Genomic DNA, 17216 nt, shown 5'->3' with positions numbered 1-17216 from the left:
GGGAACTGCGCGACCAGCCACAACGAACCCGCAGACGACCGACGACCCATCGCGGCAATAACCGTTCGTCGGGGTGAAAACCGGCGGAGCCCGTCGCACCATGGGCTGCATGCTGCTGACCCGGCTGGCCCAGGTGTCCCGGGACGTCGCCGCCACCTCGGCGCGGTCCCGGAAGATCGCGCTGCTCGCGGAGCTGTTCCGGGACGCGGAGGCGGACGACGTGCCCATCGTCATCCCGTATCTGGCGGGAAGGCTGCCGCAGGGGCGGCTCGGCGTCGGCTGGAAGGTGCTGAGCCGACCGGTCGCCCCGGCCGCCGAGCCGACCCTGAGCGTGCGCGAGGTGGACGCCCTGCTCAGCGAGCTGGGCAAGGTGGCCGGTCCCGGTTCGCAGGCGGAACGGGCCCGGCTGGTGGGCGAGTTGATGGGCGCGGCCACCGAGGACGAGCAGCGGTTCCTGCTCGGGCTGATCACCGGTGAGGTACGGCAGGGCGCGCTGGACGCGGTGGCGGTCGAGGGCCTCGCGGTGGCGACCGGGGCGCCGCCCGCGGACGTACGCCGGGCGGTGATGCTCGCCGGGTCCCTCCAGACCGTCGCCCAGGCACTGCTCGCGGCCGGCCCGGCGTCCCTGGACCGCTTCCGGCTCACCGTCGGCCGCCCGGTCCTGCCGATGCTGGCGCACAGCGCGTCCTCCGTGGCCGAGGCGGTCGACAAACTCGGCGCGTGCGCGGTCGAGGAGAAGCTCGACGGCATCCGCGTCCAGGTGCACCGGGACGGCGATGTCGTACGCATCTACACCCGCACCCTGGACGACATCACCGACCGGCTGCCCGAACTGTCCTCGGCGGCCCTGGAGTTGAACGGCGAGCGCTTCATCCTGGACGGTGAGGTGATCTCCTTCGGCGCGGACGGGCGGCCCCGTTCCTTCCAGGAGACCGCCGGGCGCGTCGGCTCCCGCGTGGACGTGGCGACGGCGGCCAAGGCGGTCCCCGTCTCCCCCGTCTTCTTCGACGCGCTGTCCGTCGACGACCGCGATCTGCTCGATCTGCCGTTCGCCGAGCGGCACGCGGAGCTGGCCCGGCTGGTGCCCGAGCCGATGCGGGTCCGCCGGACGCTCGTCGACGGACCCGACGGCATCGACGCGGCGGACGCCTTCCTCGCCGAGACCCTGAAGCGCGGCCACGAGGGCATCGTCGCCAAGGCCCTCGACGCCCCCTACAGCGCGGGCCGGCGCGGCGCGTCCTGGCTGAAGGTGAAGCCGGTGCACACGCTCGACCTCGTCGTCCTGGCCGTCGAGTGGGGCCACGGCCGCCGCACCGGCAAGCTCTCCAATCTCCATCTGGGCGCGCTGGGCCCCGACGGCTCCTTCGTCATGCTCGGCAAGACCTTCAAGGGCATGACCGACGCGATGCTCACCTGGCAGACCGAGCGCCTCCAGGAGCTGGCCGTCGAGGACAACGGCTGGGTCGTGACCGTACGCCCGGAACTCGTCGTGGAGATCGCCTACGACGGTCTGCAGAAGTCCACCCGCTATCCGGCCGGCGTCACTCTCCGCTTCGCCCGCGTGGTCCGCTACCGCGAGGACAAGCGGCCGGAGGAGGCCGACACGGTGGAGACGCTGCTGGCCGCACATCCCGAGGTGACGCCGTGAAGACGAGCGCCGGCCTGCTGTTGTTCCGGCACACGAACCAGGGCGTGGAGGTGTTGCTCGGGCATATGGGCGGCCCGTTCTTCGCGCGGCGTGACGCCGGCGCGTGGACCGTGCCCAAGGGCGAGTACGAACCCGAGGAGCCCGCCTGGGACGCCGCCCGCCGTGAGTTCCAGGAGGAGCTGGGGCTGCCGCCGCCGGACGGTGAGGCGATCGACCTCGGCGAGGTCCGGCAGACAGGCGGCAAGATCGTCACCGTATGGGCGGTGGAGGCCGACCTCGACCCGGCTGATGTCGTCCCTGGCACCTTCCGGATGGAGTGGCCGCCGAGATCCGGGCAGACGCAGGAGTTCCCCGAGCTGGACCGGGTGGAGTGGTTGGGGCTCGACCGCGCCCGCGGCGTGATCGTGAAGGCGCAGGCCGCGTTTCTCGACCGGCTGGCGGAGCACTCGGGCTGAACAGCGGCCTACGCGTTGCGGTCCCCGGCGGCGCGCGGGAAGGTCGAACCAAAGCCGCCCTCAGGAGGTCAGCCATGCCCATCGCGACGGTGAACCCGGCGAACGGCGAGACGCTCAAGACGTACGAGGCCATGGGCGCCGAGGAACTGGAGCGCAGGCTCCAGCTCGCCGAAGCCACGTTCCGCACCTACCGGGCGACCGGCTTCGCCGAGCGCGCCCTGCTGCTGCGCCGGGCCGCCGATCTCCTGGAGGAGGACCAGCAGGACATCGGCCGTGTCATGACCACCGAGATGGGCAAGCCGGTCAAGCAGGCCCGCGCGGAGGCCGCGAAGTGCGCCAAGGCGATGCGCTGGTACGCCGACCACGCGGCGGAACTCCTCGCCGACGAGGAACCCGCCGACTCCGACGTGAAGGACTCCGGCGCCTCCCGCGTCCTCGTCCGCTACCGGCCGCTGGGCCCGGTGCTCGCGGTCATGCCGTGGAACTTCCCGCTCTGGCAGGTCATCCGCTTCGCCGCGCCCGCGCTGATGGCGGGCAACGTCGGCCTCCTCAAACACGCCTCGAACGTCCCGCAGACCGCCCTCTACCTGGAGGACCTGTTCCACCGCGCGGGCTTCCCCGAGGGCTGCTTCCAGACCCTGCTCATCGGCTCCGGCTCGGTCGAGGAGGTCCTGCGCGACGAGCGTGTCCGGGCGGCCACCCTCACCGGCAGCGAGCCCGCCGGCCGCGCGGTCGCGTCGGTCGCCGGGGAGATGGTGAAGAAGACGGTGCTGGAGCTGGGCGGCAGCGACCCGTACATCGTCATGCCCTCCGCCGACGTCGACCGGGCCGCCCAAGTCGCCGTCACCGCGCGGGTGCAGAACAACGGTCAGTCCTGCATCGCCGCCAAGCGGTTCATCGTCCACACCGATGTGTACGACGCGTTCGCCGAGCGGTTCACCAAGGGCATGAAAGCGCTGAAGGTCGGCGACCCGATGGAGGAGGACACGGACGTCGGGCCGCTGGCGAGCGAGCAGGGACGGGCCGACCTGGAGGAGCTGGTGGATGACGCGACGCGCAGCGGTGCGGCGGTGTTGTGCGGCGGCCACCGGCTCCGACGGCCCGAGCTGCCCGGTTGGTACTACCCGCCGACTGTTCTCACCGGCATCACGCGCGAGATGCGCATCCATCGCGAGGAGGCGTTCGGGCCAGTGGCGACGCTGTACCGCGTGGGCGACCTGGACGAGGCCGTGCTCATCGCCAACGACTCGTCGTTCGGGCTGAGTTCCAACGTCTGGACGCGCGACGGGGCCGAGGTCGACCGGTTCGTACGGGACCTGGAGGCCGGTGGCGTGTACGTCAACGGGATGACGGCGTCCCACCCCGCGTTCCCGTTCGGCGGAGTGAAGCGGTCCGGGTACGGGCGTGAGCTGTCCGGGCACGGAATCCGCGAGTTCTGCAACATCACGACCGTATGGCACGGAGCGTGAGGGTTCCGCGGCTACGATCCCCTTTGTGAACCGCGAAGTGACTCTGCCTCTGATCGTCGACGACCGCGGGACCTTGCAGGTGGCTGCCGCCGATGTCAGCAAGTTGTTGCGGACGGTGGGTGCGCGATGGCTGCATCTTGTCGAGGCCGAGCAGGAGGAGCTGGACGAGGACACGGTGGCGGCGCTGACGATCGAGCTGGCCAAACTGGCCGACCGTATCGATGTCGCCTGTATCGCGCACAGCAGCGGGGGCACGCCGTAGGCGTTAGGCAATTCCAGTGATCCCCAATTTGGAGTAGTCCGGCGCGAGATAGTCGCCCCGTCGGGTGATCGTGAATGCACAACCTTCTGACCGGGGGGCGCAGGCCTTCCGGAAGGCGAAAGCAGGCACGGTTCATGGCGACTTTGTGCAGACCCTCGGTGTCCGTTCCAGAGCACGTGATCACGATGGAGGAGACGCTGGAGCTGGCTCGCTCCCGCCACTCCGACCACCCTCAACTGCCGCTGGCCCTCCGGCTGATCGAGAACACCGGCGTACGCACCCGGCACATCGTGCAGCCGATCGAGGAGACCCTGAAGCACCCCGGCTTCGAACACCGCAACAAGGTCTACGAGGCCGAGGCGAAGGCCCGGGTCCCGGCGGTCGTACAGCGGGCGCTCGACGACGCGGAGCTGCTCACCACCGACATCGACGTGATCATCTATGTGTCGTGCACGGGCTTCATGATGCCCTCGCTCACGGCCTGGCTGATCAACGAGATGGACTTCGACAGCACCACCCGCCAGATCCCCATAGCCCAGCTGGGCTGCGCGGCCGGCGGGGCGGCGATCAACCGGGCGCACGACTTCTGCACGGCCTACCCCGAGGCCAACGCGCTCATCGTGGCCTGCGAGTTCTGCTCGCTGTGCTACCAGCCGACCGACCTCGGCGTCGGCTCTCTGCTGTCCAACGGCCTGTTCGGCGACGGCATCGCCGCCGCGGCGGTCCGCGGGCGCGGGGGCGAGGGGATCACGCTGGAGCGCAACGGCTCGTACCTGATCCCCAAGACCGAAGAGTGGATCATGTACGACGTCCGGGCCACCGGATTCCACTTCCTGCTGGACAAGCGGGTGCCGGCCACCATGGAGCCGCTCGCCCCGGCGCTGCAGGACCTCGCGGGCATGCACGGCTGGGACGCCGCTGACCTGGACTTCTACATAGTCCATGCGGGCGGGCCCCGAATACTCGACGACCTCAGCAAGTTTCTGCAGGTCGACCCGCACGCGTTCCGGTTCAGCCGGTCGACGCTCACCGAGTACGGCAACATCGCCAGCGCCGTCGTCCTGGACGCGCTGCGCCGGCTGTTCGAGGAGGGCGGCGCCGAGCACAAGGCGCGCGGGCTCCTCGCCGGGTTCGGTCCCGGTATCACCGCCGAGATGGCCCTGGGCCGCTGGCACCGCAACTGACGAGACGACGTGAGATGACCGAAGAGACGATCACCGAGACCCTTCCCCCCGTGCGGCACTGGCCGGCGCTCGACCTGTCGGGCGTGGACTTCGACCCGGTCCTCGGCCAGCTGATGGACGAGGGCCCGGTCACCCGGATCCAGCTGCCCAACGGCGAGGGCTGGGCCTGGCTGGTCACCCGCTACGACGACGTACGCATGGTGACCAACGACCCCCGGTTCAGCCGCGAGGCCGTCATGGACCGGCAGGTCACCCGGCTCGCCCCGCACTTCATCCCGGCCCGCGGCGCGGTCGGCTTCCTGGACCCGCCGGACCACACCCGGCTGCGCCGCTCGGTGGCCGCCGCGTTCACCGCGAAGGGCGTGGAGCGGGTACGGGAGAAGTCGCGCCGCATGCTGGACGAACTGGTCGACGAACTCCTCCAGGACGGCCCGCCCGCCGACCTCACCGAGACGGTGCTGAGCCCCTTCCCCATCGCCGTGATCTGCGAGCTGATGGGCGTCCCGGCCGCCGACCGGCACGGCATGCACACCTGGACCCAGCTCATCCTGTCCTCCTCGCACGGCGCCGACGTCAGCGAGAAGGCCAAGAACGAGATGGGCGCCTACTTCGCCGACCTCATCGGCATGCGCGAGGGCAGCACCGGCGAGGACGTCACCTCGCTGCTCGGCGCTGCCGTCGGCAAGGGCGAGGTGACGCTGGAGGAGGCCGTCGGGCTCGCGGTGCTTCTCCAGATCGGCGGCGAGGCGGTCACCAACAACAGCGGGCAGATGTTCTACATCCTGCTGACCCGCCCCGACCTCGCGGCCCGGCTGCGCGCCGAGCCGGAGATCCGCCCCCAGGCCATCGACGAGTTGCTGCGCTACATCCCGCACCGCAACGCCGTGGGGCTGTCCCGGATCGCGATGGAGGACGTCGGCATCAAGGGCGTACGGATCCGGGCGGGCGACGCGATCTACGTGTCGTACCTCGCCGCCAACCGCGACCCGGACGTCTTCCCGCAGCCCGAGATGATCGACTTCTCGCGCAACCCCAACCCCCACGTCTCCTTCGGCTTCGGCCCGCACTACTGCCCCGGCGGCATGCTGGCCCGGCTGGAGTCCGAGCTCCTGGTCGACGCGCTCCTCGACCGGGTGCCGGGACTGAAACTCGCCGTGCCGCCCCGGGAAGTGCCCTTCAAGAAGGGCGCGTTGATCCGCGGGCCCGAGGCCCTGCCGGTCACGTGGTGAGACGCCGATGACGGCGACGGAGGGGCTGCTCGTACCACCGGGCCACGGCCGGGTCGTCCAGACACCGGCCCAGCACGTGACCTTCAAGGTGACCGGCACGCACTCCCGGACGGCCTCCACCTTCGAGGTACTCGTCCCCCCGGGCTTCGACGTCGGCGCCCATGTGCACACGCGCAGCGAGGAGTTGTTCTACGTCCTGGAAGGCGAGCTGGACGTGCTCGCCTTCGAGCCGCGTATCCGCACCCCCGACAACTGGCAGAAGTGGGAGTCGAGTTCGGGCAGCAGGGTCGTACGGGCGACACCGGGCACGGTCATCGTCGTCCCGCCCGGCTGCCCGCACGCCTTCGCCAACCCGACGAACACCCAGGCCAAGATGTTCTTCCAGGCATCCCCGCCACCGGATCACGAGCGGTATTTCGAGGAGCTGCTGGAGATCCTGGGGAATGGGGGTCCGCCGGATCATGCGGCGATCGAGGAGTTGCGCAGGCGCTATGACATCGAGCAGCTGACGCCGCTACGACATCGTTAACGGATGGGCATGCCGGACAGGGTGCGTGCGATGACCAGGCGCTGGATCTCGCTCGTCCCCTCGAAGATCGTGTAGATCGCCGCGTCCCGGTGCATCCGCTCCACGGGGTATTCCCTCGTGTACCCGTTCCCGCCCAGGATCTGGATCGCCTGGGCGGTCACCTTCTTGGCCGTCTCGCTCGCGAACAGCTTGGACATCGAGCCCTCGGCCGCGGTGAACGGCTTCCCGTTGACCGCCATCCAGGACGCACGCCAGACCAGCAGACGGGCCGCGTCGATGGACGTCCGCATGTCCGCGATCTCGAAGGCGACACCCTGATTGTCGATGATCGGGCGCCCGAACTGCTCACGGGTCGTGGCGTAGTCGAGGGCCACCTCGTACGCGGCACGGGCCGTACCGACGGCCATCGCACCCACCGCCGGCCGCGAGGCTTCGAACGTAGCCATCGCCGCGTTCTTCACCCGCTCACCACCGGACGCCTTCGCCCTCTCGCGGGCCCGCGCCAGCCGCTCGTCCAGCTTCTCCTTGCCGCCCAGCAGGCAGGAGCCCGGAACCCGCGCGTTGTCCAGGACGACCTCGGCGGTGTGCGAGGCGCGGATGCCGTGCTTCTTGAACTTCTGGCCCTGGGACAGGCCGGGCGTGTTCGGCGGGACGATGAAGGAGGCGTGACCCTTGGAGCCGAGGTCGGGGTCGACGACCGCGACGACCACATGGACGTTGGCGATGCCGCCGTTGGTCGCCCAGGTCTTCGTGCCGTTGAGCACCCACTCGTCCTTGGCCTCGTCGTACACGGCACGCGTCCGCATGGAGGCCACATCGGAGCCGGCGTCGGGCTCGGAGGAGCAGAACGCGGCGACCTTGACATCGTTGGCATCGCCGTACATCTGGGGAATCCAGGTGCCGATCTGTTCCTCGGTGCCGTTGGCGAGGACGCCGACGGCGGCGAGGCCCGTGCCGACGATGGACAGGCCTATGCCCGCGTCGCCCCAGAACAACTCCTCCATGGCCATGGGGATGCCGAGGCCGGTGGGGTCGAAGTACTGCTGGGCGTAGAAGTCCAGGGAGTAGATGCCGACCTTGGCGGCCTCCTGGATGACAGGCCAGGGAGTTTCCTCACGCTCGTCCCATTCGGCGGCTGCGGGACGGATGACGTCGGCGGCGAAACCGTGCAGCCAGTCCCGGACCTCCTTCTGTTCGTCGTTGAGCTCCATGGTGAACTCAGCCATGTCCCCTCCAGCAGCGCACTATCCTGTTACTTGCGGTAACCGCAGTCTGTTACCGACCGGTAGGAAAAGTCAACTCCCGACGACGGCCCGCCAGCCAGTTCGATGTCAGGAGCGTAATGAGTGTTAGTTTGCGCAGGCGTCACCGATCGAGCAGGGGGAGATCACATGGACACCACACAGCGGACCGATCAGCAGCGCTCCGCCGACCGCCGGCGGCGTGAGCTGCTGGAGGCCGCGGACAGAGTGGTGCTGCGCGACGGCCCGCAGGCCTCGATGAACGCTATCGCGGCGGAGGCGGGCATCACGAAGCCGATCCTCTACCGGCACTTCGGTGACAAGGGCGGGCTTTACGCAGCCCTTGCCAAGCGGCACACCGATGCGCTGCTGGATTCCCTGAGGGCCGCGTTGGACGCCCCGGCGGACCGGCGGGAGCGGGTCGAGGCCACGCTCGACACGTATCTCGCGGCGATCGAGGCACGTCCTCAGGTGTACCGGTTCCTGATGCATCCGTCCGAGGGGTCGACGAGTGACCACGGGTTCGATGTCGGCGTTCAGTCGGGGCCGCTGCTGCGGCGGATGGGCGAGGAGTTGGCCCAGGTCATCGAGGACCGGCTGGATCTCGGGCCGGGGAGCCAGCAGTTGGCTCGGGTGTGGGGGCACGGGATCGTCGGGATGATGCACGCGGCCGGGGACTGGTGGCTGGGGGAACGGCCGTGTTCTCGGGCTGAGTTGGTGCGGAGTCTGGCCGACCTGTTGTGGGGTCGGTTGGCTGCGGCGGGGGACAAGGTGGGGGGTCCGGGGTTCTGAGGGACGTGACCCTCAGCGGCCCCAGGAGGCTTTCGTCACTTGTCGCATCAATCTTCTGTGGCGCCAACCCGTCAAGTGGTCCGCGTAGACCCTGCCCTCCAAGTGGTCGCACTCGTGCTGCAGGCACCGCGCGAAGAAGCCCGTGCCATGAAGCGTGATCGGCTCTCCCGTCGCTGTGAAGCCCTCCACCACCGCATGGTCGTACCGTTCCGTTCCCGCCTCCAGGCCCGGCAGGGACAAGCAGCCCTCCGGGCCGCGGATCACCACGCCATCCGCCTCCACCAGCCGCGGGTTCACGACATGTCCCAGATGCCGTATGTCCTCGTCGTCCGGGCAGTCGTAGACGAAGACCCGCAACGGCTCACCCACTTGGTTCGCGGCGAGGCCCACGCCCTGCGCCGCGTACATCGTGGCGAACAAGTCCTCCACGAGTGCCGAGAGTTCCGGACCGAAGTCGGTCACCTCGCGGCACCGCTCATGCAACAGCGGAGCACCATGCAGGGTGAGGGGCCGGACGCGCCCGTGCGCGCCCGGAATGGAGCCGTTTCGCATGGCCGCAAGGGTACGGCGATTCGGGAGTGCGAATGGATCTCGATAGGCTGACCACCACCACGTTGCCGTCAGGCAGAGGCGCGGCGCGTACGCAAGGAGGATCGAGAACTGATGGCAGGCAACTCGGACCCGCTCACGCCGCGGGCCAAGCTGGCCGTGACCGCGGGCAAGGCGGTCGCGGCGGCATCGCGTGCCGCGGGGCGCGGGAGCGGTTCGGTGATCGGCGGCCGCGTGGCGCTCAAGCTCGACCCCGACCTCCTCGCCCGGCTCGCCCAGAACCTGGACGTGATCCTGGTGTCGGCGACCAACGGCAAGACCACGACGACCCGGCTGATCGCCGAGGCCCTGCGCGCCGCGGGCCCGGTCGTCTCGAACGCCCTCGGTGCCAACATGCCCGCCGGTATCACCTCCGCGCTGGCCGGTGGGTCCGAGGCGCGGTACGGCGTGATCGAGGTCGACGAGAAGTACCTCGCCGGGGTGGCCCGGGACACCGACCCGAAGTGCATCGCCCTGCTCAACCTCTCCCGCGACCAGCTCGACCGCGCCGCCGAGACCCGGATGCTCGCCGAGAACTGGCGGGAAGGGCTCGCGGGCTCCAAGGCCGTGGTCGTCGCCAACGCCGACGACCCGCTCGTGGTGTGGGCCGCGTCCTCCTCCCCCAACGTGATCTGGGTCGCCGCCGGACAGATGTGGAAGGACGACGCCTGGTCCTGCCCGTCCTGCGGTGGCGTGATGCAGCGGCCGGGCGACGACTGGTTCTGCAGTGAGTGCGGTTTCCGGCGGCCGACGCCCAGCTGGGCGCTCTCGGGCGACCACGTACTCGATCCGCACGGCTCCGCCTGGCCCATTCACCTCCAGCTGCCGGGCCGTGCCAACAAGGCCAACGCCGCCTCGTCGGCCGCCGTCGCCGCCGTGTTCGGGGTGCCGCCGCAGGTCGCGCTGGAGCGGATGTACCAGGTGCAGGCCGTGGCCGGGCGCTATGACGTGGTGCAGTTCATGGAGCGCGATCTGCGGCTGCTGCTCGCGAAGAACCCGGCCGGCTGGCTGGAGACGTTCTCGCTCATCGACCCGCCGCCCACCCCGGTGATCCTCTCCGTGAACGCGCGCGGCGCCGACGGCACCGACACCTCCTGGCTGTGGGACGTCGACTACACGCGGCTGACCGGGCACCCGATCTGCGTCATCGGCGACCGCAGGCTGGACCTCGCGGTACGTCTGGAAGTCGCGAACCAGCACTTCCAGGTCTGCGAGAACCTCGACCAGGCCGTGCAGATGAGCCCGCCCGGCCGGATCGAGGTCATCGCCAACTACACCGCCTTCCAGGACCTGCGCCGCCGCGTCGGCAACTGACACACAGGGGACTTTTGTGAGCGACAACAGCCTGCGGGTCGTCTGGATCTATCCCGACCTGCTCAGCACCTACGGCGACCAGGGCAACGTCCTGGTCGTGGAGCGCCGGGCCCGGCAGCGCGGCCTCGACGTGGCCCGCCTGGACGTCCGCAGCGACCAGCCGATCCCGACGTCCGGCGACATCTACCTGATCGGCGGCGGCGAGGACCGGCCGCAGCGGCTCGCGGCCGAGCGGCTGCGACGGGACGGCGGACTGCAGCGCGCCGTCGGCAACGGCGCGATCGTGTTCTCGGTGTGCGCGGGCTACCAGATCCTCGGCCACGAGTTCATCAACGACCTCGGCCAGCGTGAGCCCGGTCTCGGGCTGCTGGATGTGGTGTCCGTGCGCGGTGAGGGTGAGCGATGCGTCGGCGACGTGCTCGGGGACATCGACCCACGCCTCGGGCTGCCGCCGCTGACCGGCTTCGAGAACCACCAGGGCGTCACCCACCTCGGCCCCACCGCCCGCCCCCTCGCCCAGGTGAAGCTCGGCAAGGGCAACGGCACGGGAGACGGCACGGAGGGCGCGTACAACGACACGGTGTTCGGTACGTACATGCACGGTCCGGTGCTGGCCCGGAACCCGCTGATCGCGGACCTGCTGCTGAAGCTGGCGCTCGACGTGAACGCGCTGCCGCCGACCGACGACCGGTGGTACGAGGCACTGCGGGGCGAGCGCATCGCGGCGGCGCAGCAGCCTGCCTGAGCTGCCTGTACACCTGGGCTCCAGCCAGGCTTTACCAGCCCGTCTGACGCTGTGTCCGCACAGGTGAGCGGGGTCGTCCAGCAGGCGGACGCACGGTTCGGCCCCGCCCCCACCTCCCGCTAGGGTGGCGGGGATCGAACCGGACAACGTGGTCCGGTCCCCGGCCCCACGTTGAGAAGGTATTTCGGGCGATGCGCATTGGTGTCCTCACGTCCGGCGGCGACTGCCCCGGCCTGAACGCCGTCATCCGGTCCGTCGTGCACCGTGCCGTCGCCGACCACGGCGACGAGGTCATCGGTTTCCGGGACGGCTGGAAGGGCCTCCTGGAGTGCGACTACCTCAAGCTCGACCTCGACGCGGTGGGCGGCATCCTCGCTCGCGGCGGCACGATCCTCGGTTCCTCCCGCGTCCAGCCGTCCCACCTGAGGGACGGGGTCGAGCGGGCGAAGGGCCACGTCGCGGACCTCGGTCTCGACGCCATCATCCCGATCGGCGGCGAGGGCACGCTGAAGGCCGCCCGGCTGATGTCGGACAGCGGCCTGCCCATCGTCGGCGTGCCCAAGACCATCGACAACGACATCGCGGTCACCGACGTCACCTTCGGCTTCGACACGGCCGTGGGCGTGGCGACCGAGGCGCTGGACCGCCTCAAGACCACCGCCGAGTCCCACCAGCGTGTGCTCGTGGTCGAGGTCATGGGCCGCAACACCGGCTGGATCGCCCTCCACTCCGGCATGGCGGCGGGCGCCCATGCCATCGTCGTACCGGAACGGCCCTTCGACATCGAGGAGTTGGCCGCGGTCGTCGGGCAGCGGTTCCAGGCCGGGAAGCGGTTCGCGATCGTCGTGGCGGCGGAGGGGGCCAAGCCGAAGCCGGGCTCCATGGCCTTCGACGAGGGCGGCAAGGACATCTACGGCCATGAGCGCTTCGCCGGGATCGCCCGTCAGCTGTCGATCGAGCTGGAGGAGCGGCTGGGGAAGGAAGCCCGGCCGGTGATTCTCGGGCATGTGCAGCGTGGGGGGACGCCGACCGCGTACGACCGTGTGCTCGCCACTCGGTTCGGGTGGCATGCGGTGGAGGCCGTGCACCGTGGGGAGTTCGGGAAGATGACGGCGCTTCGTGGGACCGACATCGTGATGGTGTCGTTGGCGGAGGCCGTCGAGACGCTGAAGACGGTTCCGGCGGACCGATACGAAGAAGCCGAATGCGTGCTTTAGCTCAGGTAGTGGCGAACTGAAGAGTCTGCCCCCGGCCGCAGCTGCGGCCGGGGGCAGTTCTAGTCTGTGTGCGGACAGACTTGCACAACCCCCACGAATCAGGAGCCGCCGGAAATGGATCACAGCGGGCACGGCATGACCATGGATCTGCCGCCGTTCACGCTGGGGCGGGGTCTTCAGTGGTCGGCCGACCCGTTCTTCCTCGTCGCCTGTCTGGTGGGGCTCGCGCTGTACGCGTACGGCGTCGTGCGGCTGCGGCGGCGCGGTGACAGCTGGCCGGTGGGGCGGACGATCTCGTACGTCGTCGGTGTACTGACCATCGCGCTGGTGATGTGCACCAAGCTGAACGACTACGGCATGGTGATGTTCAGCGTGCACATGGTGCAGCACATGGTGATCAGCATGCTGTCGCCGATCCTGATCCTGCTCGGCGCCCCGATCACGCTCGCGCTGCGGGCGCTGCCCGTCGCGGGCAAGGGGCGCAAGGGGCCGCGCGAGTTGCTGCTGGCGGTGCTGCACAGCCGGTACATGCAGATCATCACGCACCCGGCCTTCACCATTCCGTTGTTCATCGCGAGCCTGTACGCGCTCTACTTCACGCCGCTCTTCGACTTCCTGATGGGGTCCAAGACGGGGCACATCGCGATGATGGTGCACTTCCTCGCCGTGGGGGTCGTCTTCTTCTGGCCGATCATCGGCGTCGACCCGGGACCGAACCGGCCCGGTTATCTGATGCGGATGCTGGAGCTGTTCGCGGGCATGCCGTTCCACGCGTTCTTCGGTATCGCGTTGATGATGGCGTCCACGCCGATGGTCGAGACGTTCAAGAACCCGCCTGCCTCGCTCGGTATCGACGCGCTCTCCGACCAGAACGCGGCCGGCGGAATCGCCTGGGCGTTCAGTGAGATCCCATCGGTGCTGGTGCTGCTCGCGTTGTTGTTCCAGTGGCACAGCAGTGAGCAGCGGCAGGCACGGCGCAAGGACCGGGCGGCCGACCGGGACGGCGACAAGGAACTCGAGGCGTACAACGCCTATTTGGCCTCATTGAACGCACGGGGACACTGACCGGCATTTCGTTCAGTAGCATGAAGCGCATAGGGGGAACCGCCGGGGGGAGCGGTGATGACTTTGCGCAGGATTGCCGTCCTGTTGATTTTCGTTCTGTCGTTGAGTGCGTGCGACGCGGATACACCGTTGCGCGTGGTGAAAGCGGTCGCCGCGGGAGCTCCGTCGCTCGCGCCCTTCTTCGGCGAGAGCAGCGGGCTGGGGCGCGACGCACAGATACGGTCGCAGCCTGCCCGGGGCAGCCTTCAGCAAGGGGACACGCCCGGACTGTACGGGGGTTCGAAGCAACCGACGATCTGTGATGCCGGGAAACTCGAACGGTTTCTCACTGATCCCGCGAATGAGCAGAAGGCGCGGGCGTGGGCGCAGGCGCTCGACATCACGACGGACGGGATTCCGGCCTATCTGGACCGGCTCACACCAGTTCTGCTGCGTCACGACACTCTCGTGAAGAACCATGACTACAAGAAGGGAAAGGCCGTCCCCTTCGACTCATTGCTCCAGGCTGGAATCGCGGTTCTCGTGGATTCGCAGGGGCAGCCCGCCGTCAAGTGCTCATGCGGAAATCCATTGCGGCCGTTCGATGGGGACACCGGTCGGATTTCCGTCGAGTTCGAGGACGGGAATAGGCAATGGGCCGGATTCGACCGTTCCGCCGTCGTGGCCGTGCGGCCGGCGCCGCGTGCCCTGGAGCGGATCGCCCTCGTCGACGTGGCGGATCCCGACCGGGGCATGAACCGTCCGGTCGGCACGGCGGGCGGGGAAGACCGCGCCTTCGACACACGGGAGCGGCGGGCGGTGCCGAACGTCGCCGGGACGACCTTCGGCGAGGCGAGCCGGCGGTTGGCCGACAAGGGGCTGGCGGTCGCGTTCGACGGGACGGGACTGCCGCCGGACGGTGCGCGGGTCACGACGTCGGATCCGCCCGCGGGGACCGAGCTGAGGTTCGGGGAGTATGTGCTGCTGAGTGTGGGCGGGGGTGAGTCGGGAGGCTCCGGCGGATCCGACGGGCCGGGTGGGTCCGGTGGGTCGACCTCTCCCCCGGCATCCGGCTCCTCCCCGTCGACCGACGGACCTGGCAGCACGCCGCCCTCATCGTCGGGTGGCAGCCCGGGATCATCGTCTTCGCCGCCCTCGTCCGGTACGACGCCCAGTCCTCCGGCGCCTCCATCGAGCCCGCCGCCCGGTTCCAAGCCGCCTGCCACAAGCACGCCGCCGCCCGCCGATCCTCCCCCAAGCAGCCCACCGACGCCGCCGACGAGCAACCCCCCGGAGACCGGCAGCGCGCCCCCACCCAGCGCCTCGGCCACCAGCAGCGCGCCCGTCACCAGCGGACCGGCGACAAGCGAACCCGCAGGCAGTACCCCGGTCACCGGCACAGCCACGACCAGCACCCCGGAGAGCCGCGTCCCGGTCACCGGCGCGGCCGCCTCCGGCGTCACCACGTAGCACCCCGCAGAACCCGGGAGTCAGCGGATGCCTTCAGGATCACCGACGTCGGGAGTGGGCCGGGTCATCGCCGGCCGCTATCTGCTGCTGAATCGGCTCGGCAGCGGCGGTATGGGCCATGTGTGGCTCGCTCACGACCAGAGACTGGCGTGCGAGGTCGCGCTCAAGGAGATCGTGTTCCGCGACCCGGCGGAGGCGGGGCACGAGCGGGAGGCGCGGGTGGCACGCGCTCGCGCGGAGGCCCGGCACGCGGCCGGGCTGCGTGGCCATCCGCATGTGGTGACCGTGCACGACGTGCTGGAGCACGACGGCCTGCCGTGGATCGTCATGGAGTACCTGCCCGGCGCGGTCGACCTGCGCGACCTGGTCACCCAGCGCGGCCCGCTGGGCCCCGCGGAGGGCGCCCGGATCGGGCTCGCGGTGCTGGACGCGCTGACCGCAGGGCACGAGCGGGGTGTGATGCACCGGGATGTGAAACCGGCGAACATCCTGCTGGCGCCGGACCGCACCGGGTCGCCGTACGGCCGGGTCCTGCTCACCGACTACGGCATCTCGGTGCAACCGGACGCGGGCGAGACGCGGTACACGCTTACGTCCATGCTGGTCGGCACGGCGGGGTATCTGGCGCCGGAGCGGGCCGCGGGCGGGCCGCCGACCCCGGCCGCCGATCTGTTCTCGTTGGGCTGCACGCTGTATCACGCGGTCGAGGGGCTGGGGCCGTTCGAGCGGGAGTCGCATCTCGCGGAGATCACCGCGGTGGTGACCGAGGAGCCGCGTCCCCCGGAGCGCGCGGGTGCGCTGGGGCCGGTGATCCAGGCGATGCTCGTCAAGGATCCGGGGCAGCGGATCTCCGCGACGGAGGCGGAGGCGGCGCTGTCGCGGATCGTGACGCCGCAGGCCGAGCCGTATGCGCGGACGCAGACCGACCTCGGGTCGCAGCCGCCCTGGGCCGCCGGGCCGGAGCCTTCTCCTCAGGGGTTCGGGCCGGTTGTCCTCGCGCCACCGGGCAGGCGCCGGCGTACCCGTCCGAACGCTGTTCGGGCCGTCGTCGCCGGTCTGCTCGGGCTGGCGCTCGCGGCAGGCGGCGTCTGGTACGCCGTGGCCCAGCAGAGGAGCAGCGGTGAGGACGGGACCGGGCTGCCGTACGGAACGGCCGTCGGGCTGGCCGAGCCGCTGAAGGACGGCGACTGTGTCCTCGCCGACTGGCCCACGGCGACCCGGTTCCAGGGCACCCCGCGCCTGACCGTGGACGCCGGCTGCGGTGACCAGGCGACGGACGGGCAGGTGATGGCGTTCGTCGAGACCGCGTCCGCCGAGGAGGCTGCCGCCGAGGGGGCTGCGCGCTGTGAGGAGCGGACGCAGGAGATCCGCGGAAAGCTCGCGGACGTCCGCAGTCTCGCCGTCGTGCCGTCCGAGCCGGGTTTCGAGGCGGCCGGTGGGCGGATCGCCTGTCTGGTGCTGGGTGCGCACGGGCCGGTGTACGGGCCGCTGGACGGGCACCGCAAGGTGGGGACGGCGTTCGCGGACACGTCGACGATGCAGAAGCGGGACTGTCTGGCCGTACCGTCGAACCGGGCTGCCCGGCTGGTCTCCTGCGAGGGCCCGTACGACGAGATGGTGCTCGGATTCACCCGGCTGGGCGCCGATGTCACGCTCACCGAGGCGCGTACCGAGTCGGATGCGGCGTGTGCGCGGGATGTGCCGCCGCGGGACTACGGCTTCGATCCGTCGGCGTATCTGGCGGGGTCGTGGACGAGCGCGGGGCCGTGGAAGTCGGGAACGCATTTCGTCGTGTGCACCGTGCGGAGGCAGAACGGGGGCACCATGGAGGGGGACGGACCATGAGGAGGGTGTTGCGATGCCCGGTTCTTCGGACGGATCGACCAAGGCGATGGGGGTGCTCACGGTCGGCGGACTGGTCGTGGTGACCGCCTATACGGTGGCGCTCGGCAGCAGTGGCTGGCTGTGGTTCGGCTGGGTCGTGCTGGGGCTGATCACCCTCGGAATGATCGTCACCAAGAGCACGTGA

17 protein-coding genes are annotated in these 17216 nt (G+C 69.9%); 15 read left to right on the top strand and 2 right to left on the bottom strand.

The window, feature by feature from the left end:
* Positions 1-109: 109 nt before the first annotated feature.
* From ACTWQO_RS09945 to ACTWQO_RS09915, 7 genes are all read left to right on the top strand, one after another.
* The gene (locus ACTWQO_RS09945; protein ID WP_443236845.1) at positions 110-1648 is read left to right on the top strand and encodes an ATP-dependent DNA ligase; all 1539 of its coding nucleotides are present in this window, start codon (positions 110-112) and stop codon (positions 1646-1648) included.
* Entirely contained in the window at positions 1645-2103 is a 459-nt protein-coding gene (locus tag ACTWQO_RS09940; RefSeq protein ID WP_443236844.1) for an NUDIX domain-containing protein, read from the top strand. Before ACTWQO_RS09945 ends, ACTWQO_RS09940 begins: the two co-directional genes overlap by 4 nt.
* 74 nt (positions 2104-2177) lie before the next feature.
* A complete protein-coding gene (locus ACTWQO_RS09935; protein WP_443236843.1) occupies positions 2178-3572 on the top strand; it encodes an NADP-dependent succinic semialdehyde dehydrogenase in 1395 nt (464 codons plus the stop codon).
* Positions 3573-3597: 25 nt separating this feature from the next.
* Positions 3598-3834, top strand: coding sequence for a DUF6213 family protein (locus ACTWQO_RS09930; RefSeq protein WP_443236842.1), 237 nt, complete (start codon positions 3598-3600; stop codon positions 3832-3834).
* Between the two features lie 74 nt (positions 3835-3908).
* Positions 3909-5018: a type III polyketide synthase gene (locus ACTWQO_RS09925; protein WP_301978033.1), complete on the top strand. Its 1110-nt coding sequence runs from the start codon at positions 3909-3911 to the stop codon at positions 5016-5018.
* A 14-nt stretch (positions 5019-5032) separates the two neighbouring features.
* A complete protein-coding gene (locus ACTWQO_RS09920; protein ID WP_443236841.1) occupies positions 5033-6247 on the top strand; it encodes a cytochrome P450 in 1215 nt (404 codons plus the stop codon).
* Positions 6248-6254: 7 nt separating this feature from the next.
* Positions 6255-6776, top strand: coding sequence for a cupin domain-containing protein (locus tag ACTWQO_RS09915; protein WP_443236840.1), 522 nt, complete (start codon positions 6255-6257; stop codon positions 6774-6776).
* Here ACTWQO_RS09915 and ACTWQO_RS09910 read toward each other — a convergent pair.
* A complete protein-coding gene (locus tag ACTWQO_RS09910) occupies positions 6773-8002 on the bottom strand; it encodes an acyl-CoA dehydrogenase family protein (RefSeq protein WP_443236839.1) in 1230 nt (409 codons plus the stop codon). The genes ACTWQO_RS09915 and ACTWQO_RS09910 overlap by 4 nt on opposite strands.
* A 165-nt stretch (positions 8003-8167) precedes the next feature.
* Here ACTWQO_RS09910 and ACTWQO_RS09905 point away from each other — a divergent pair, with 165 nt between their 5' ends.
* Positions 8168-8809: a TetR family transcriptional regulator gene (locus tag ACTWQO_RS09905; protein WP_443236838.1), complete on the top strand. Its 642-nt coding sequence runs from the start codon at positions 8168-8170 to the stop codon at positions 8807-8809.
* A 12-nt stretch (positions 8810-8821) separates the two neighbouring features.
* Here the strand turns inward: ACTWQO_RS09905 and def are convergent, their stop codons facing one another.
* The gene (def, locus tag ACTWQO_RS09900; RefSeq protein ID WP_443236837.1) at positions 8822-9361 is read right to left on the bottom strand and encodes a peptide deformylase; all 540 of its coding nucleotides are present in this window, start codon (positions 9359-9361) and stop codon (positions 8822-8824) included.
* Between the two features lie 111 nt (positions 9362-9472).
* On the opposite strand from def, the gene ACTWQO_RS09895 reads away from it, so the two are divergent.
* The 7 genes from ACTWQO_RS09895 (at position 9473) to ACTWQO_RS09865 (ending at position 17216) form a co-directional block, all read left to right on the top strand.
* Positions 9473-10711 (top strand): MurT ligase domain-containing protein, encoded by a 1239-nt coding sequence (locus tag ACTWQO_RS09895; protein ID WP_443236836.1) that lies wholly within the window; start codon positions 9473-9475, stop codon positions 10709-10711.
* A 16-nt stretch (positions 10712-10727) separates the two neighbouring features.
* Positions 10728-11456 carry a type 1 glutamine amidotransferase gene (locus ACTWQO_RS09890; protein ID WP_210571132.1) on the top strand — a complete coding sequence of 243 codons (729 nt, stop codon included), beginning with the start codon at positions 10728-10730 and terminating at the stop codon, positions 11454-11456.
* A gap of 191 nt (positions 11457-11647) precedes the next feature.
* Positions 11648-12673, top strand: coding sequence for a 6-phosphofructokinase (locus ACTWQO_RS09885; protein WP_443236835.1), 1026 nt, complete (start codon positions 11648-11650; stop codon positions 12671-12673).
* 114 nt (positions 12674-12787) lie between these two features.
* Positions 12788-13738 (top strand): cytochrome c oxidase assembly protein, encoded by a 951-nt coding sequence (locus ACTWQO_RS09880; RefSeq protein WP_443236834.1) that lies wholly within the window; start codon positions 12788-12790, stop codon positions 13736-13738.
* Between the two features lie 135 nt (positions 13739-13873).
* On the top strand, positions 13874-15187 hold the full coding sequence (locus ACTWQO_RS09875) for a DUF6777 domain-containing protein (RefSeq protein WP_443236833.1): 1314 nt from the start codon (positions 13874-13876) through the stop codon (positions 15185-15187).
* A 27-nt stretch (positions 15188-15214) separates the two neighbouring features.
* Entirely contained in the window at positions 15215-17032 is a 1818-nt protein-coding gene (locus tag ACTWQO_RS09870) for a protein kinase domain-containing protein (protein ID WP_443236832.1), read from the top strand.
* Positions 17033-17045: 13 nt separating this feature from the next.
* Positions 17046-17216: a hypothetical protein gene (locus tag ACTWQO_RS09865; RefSeq protein ID WP_301978043.1), complete on the top strand. Its 171-nt coding sequence runs from the start codon at positions 17046-17048 to the stop codon at positions 17214-17216.

It is taken from the genome of Streptomyces sp. 4N124, assembly GCF_052245395.1.
Lineage (GTDB): Bacteria > Actinomycetota > Actinomycetes > Streptomycetales > Streptomycetaceae > Streptomyces.
Note: the sequence above shows the minus strand (reverse complement) of the source record. Positions and strands in the feature narration are given on the sequence as shown.

What these genes read in the sequence shown, in the direction of transcription:
- ACTWQO_RS09945 (WP_443236845.1), top strand. Translation starts at nt 110, where the DNA reads ATGCTGCTGACCCGGCTGGCCCAGGTGTCCCGGGACGTCGCCGCCACC.
- ACTWQO_RS09935 (WP_443236843.1), top strand. Translation starts at nt 2,178, where the DNA reads ATGCCCATCGCGACGGTGAACCCGGCGAACGGCGAGACGCTCAAGACG.
- ACTWQO_RS09925 (WP_301978033.1), top strand. Translation starts at nt 3,909, where the DNA reads ATGCACAACCTTCTGACCGGGGGGCGCAGGCCTTCCGGAAGGCGAAAG.
- ACTWQO_RS09920 (WP_443236841.1), top strand. Translation starts at nt 5,033, where the DNA reads ATGACCGAAGAGACGATCACCGAGACCCTTCCCCCCGTGCGGCACTGG.
- ACTWQO_RS09915 (WP_443236840.1), top strand. Translation starts at nt 6,255, where the DNA reads ATGACGGCGACGGAGGGGCTGCTCGTACCACCGGGCCACGGCCGGGTC.
- ACTWQO_RS09910 (WP_443236839.1), bottom strand. Translation starts at nt 8,002, where the DNA reads ATGGCTGAGTTCACCATGGAGCTCAACGACGAACAGAAGGAGGTCCGG.
- ACTWQO_RS09905 (WP_443236838.1), top strand. Translation starts at nt 8,168, where the DNA reads ATGGACACCACACAGCGGACCGATCAGCAGCGCTCCGCCGACCGCCGG.
- def (WP_443236837.1), bottom strand. Translation starts at nt 9,361, where the DNA reads ATGCGAAACGGCTCCATTCCGGGCGCGCACGGGCGCGTCCGGCCCCTC.
- ACTWQO_RS09895 (WP_443236836.1), top strand. Translation starts at nt 9,473, where the DNA reads ATGGCAGGCAACTCGGACCCGCTCACGCCGCGGGCCAAGCTGGCCGTG.
- ACTWQO_RS09885 (WP_443236835.1), top strand. Translation starts at nt 11,648, where the DNA reads ATGCGCATTGGTGTCCTCACGTCCGGCGGCGACTGCCCCGGCCTGAAC.
- ACTWQO_RS09880 (WP_443236834.1), top strand. Translation starts at nt 12,788, where the DNA reads ATGGATCACAGCGGGCACGGCATGACCATGGATCTGCCGCCGTTCACG.
- ACTWQO_RS09870 (WP_443236832.1), top strand. Translation starts at nt 15,215, where the DNA reads ATGCCTTCAGGATCACCGACGTCGGGAGTGGGCCGGGTCATCGCCGGC.
- ACTWQO_RS09865 (WP_301978043.1), top strand. Translation starts at nt 17,046, where the DNA reads ATGCCCGGTTCTTCGGACGGATCGACCAAGGCGATGGGGGTGCTCACG.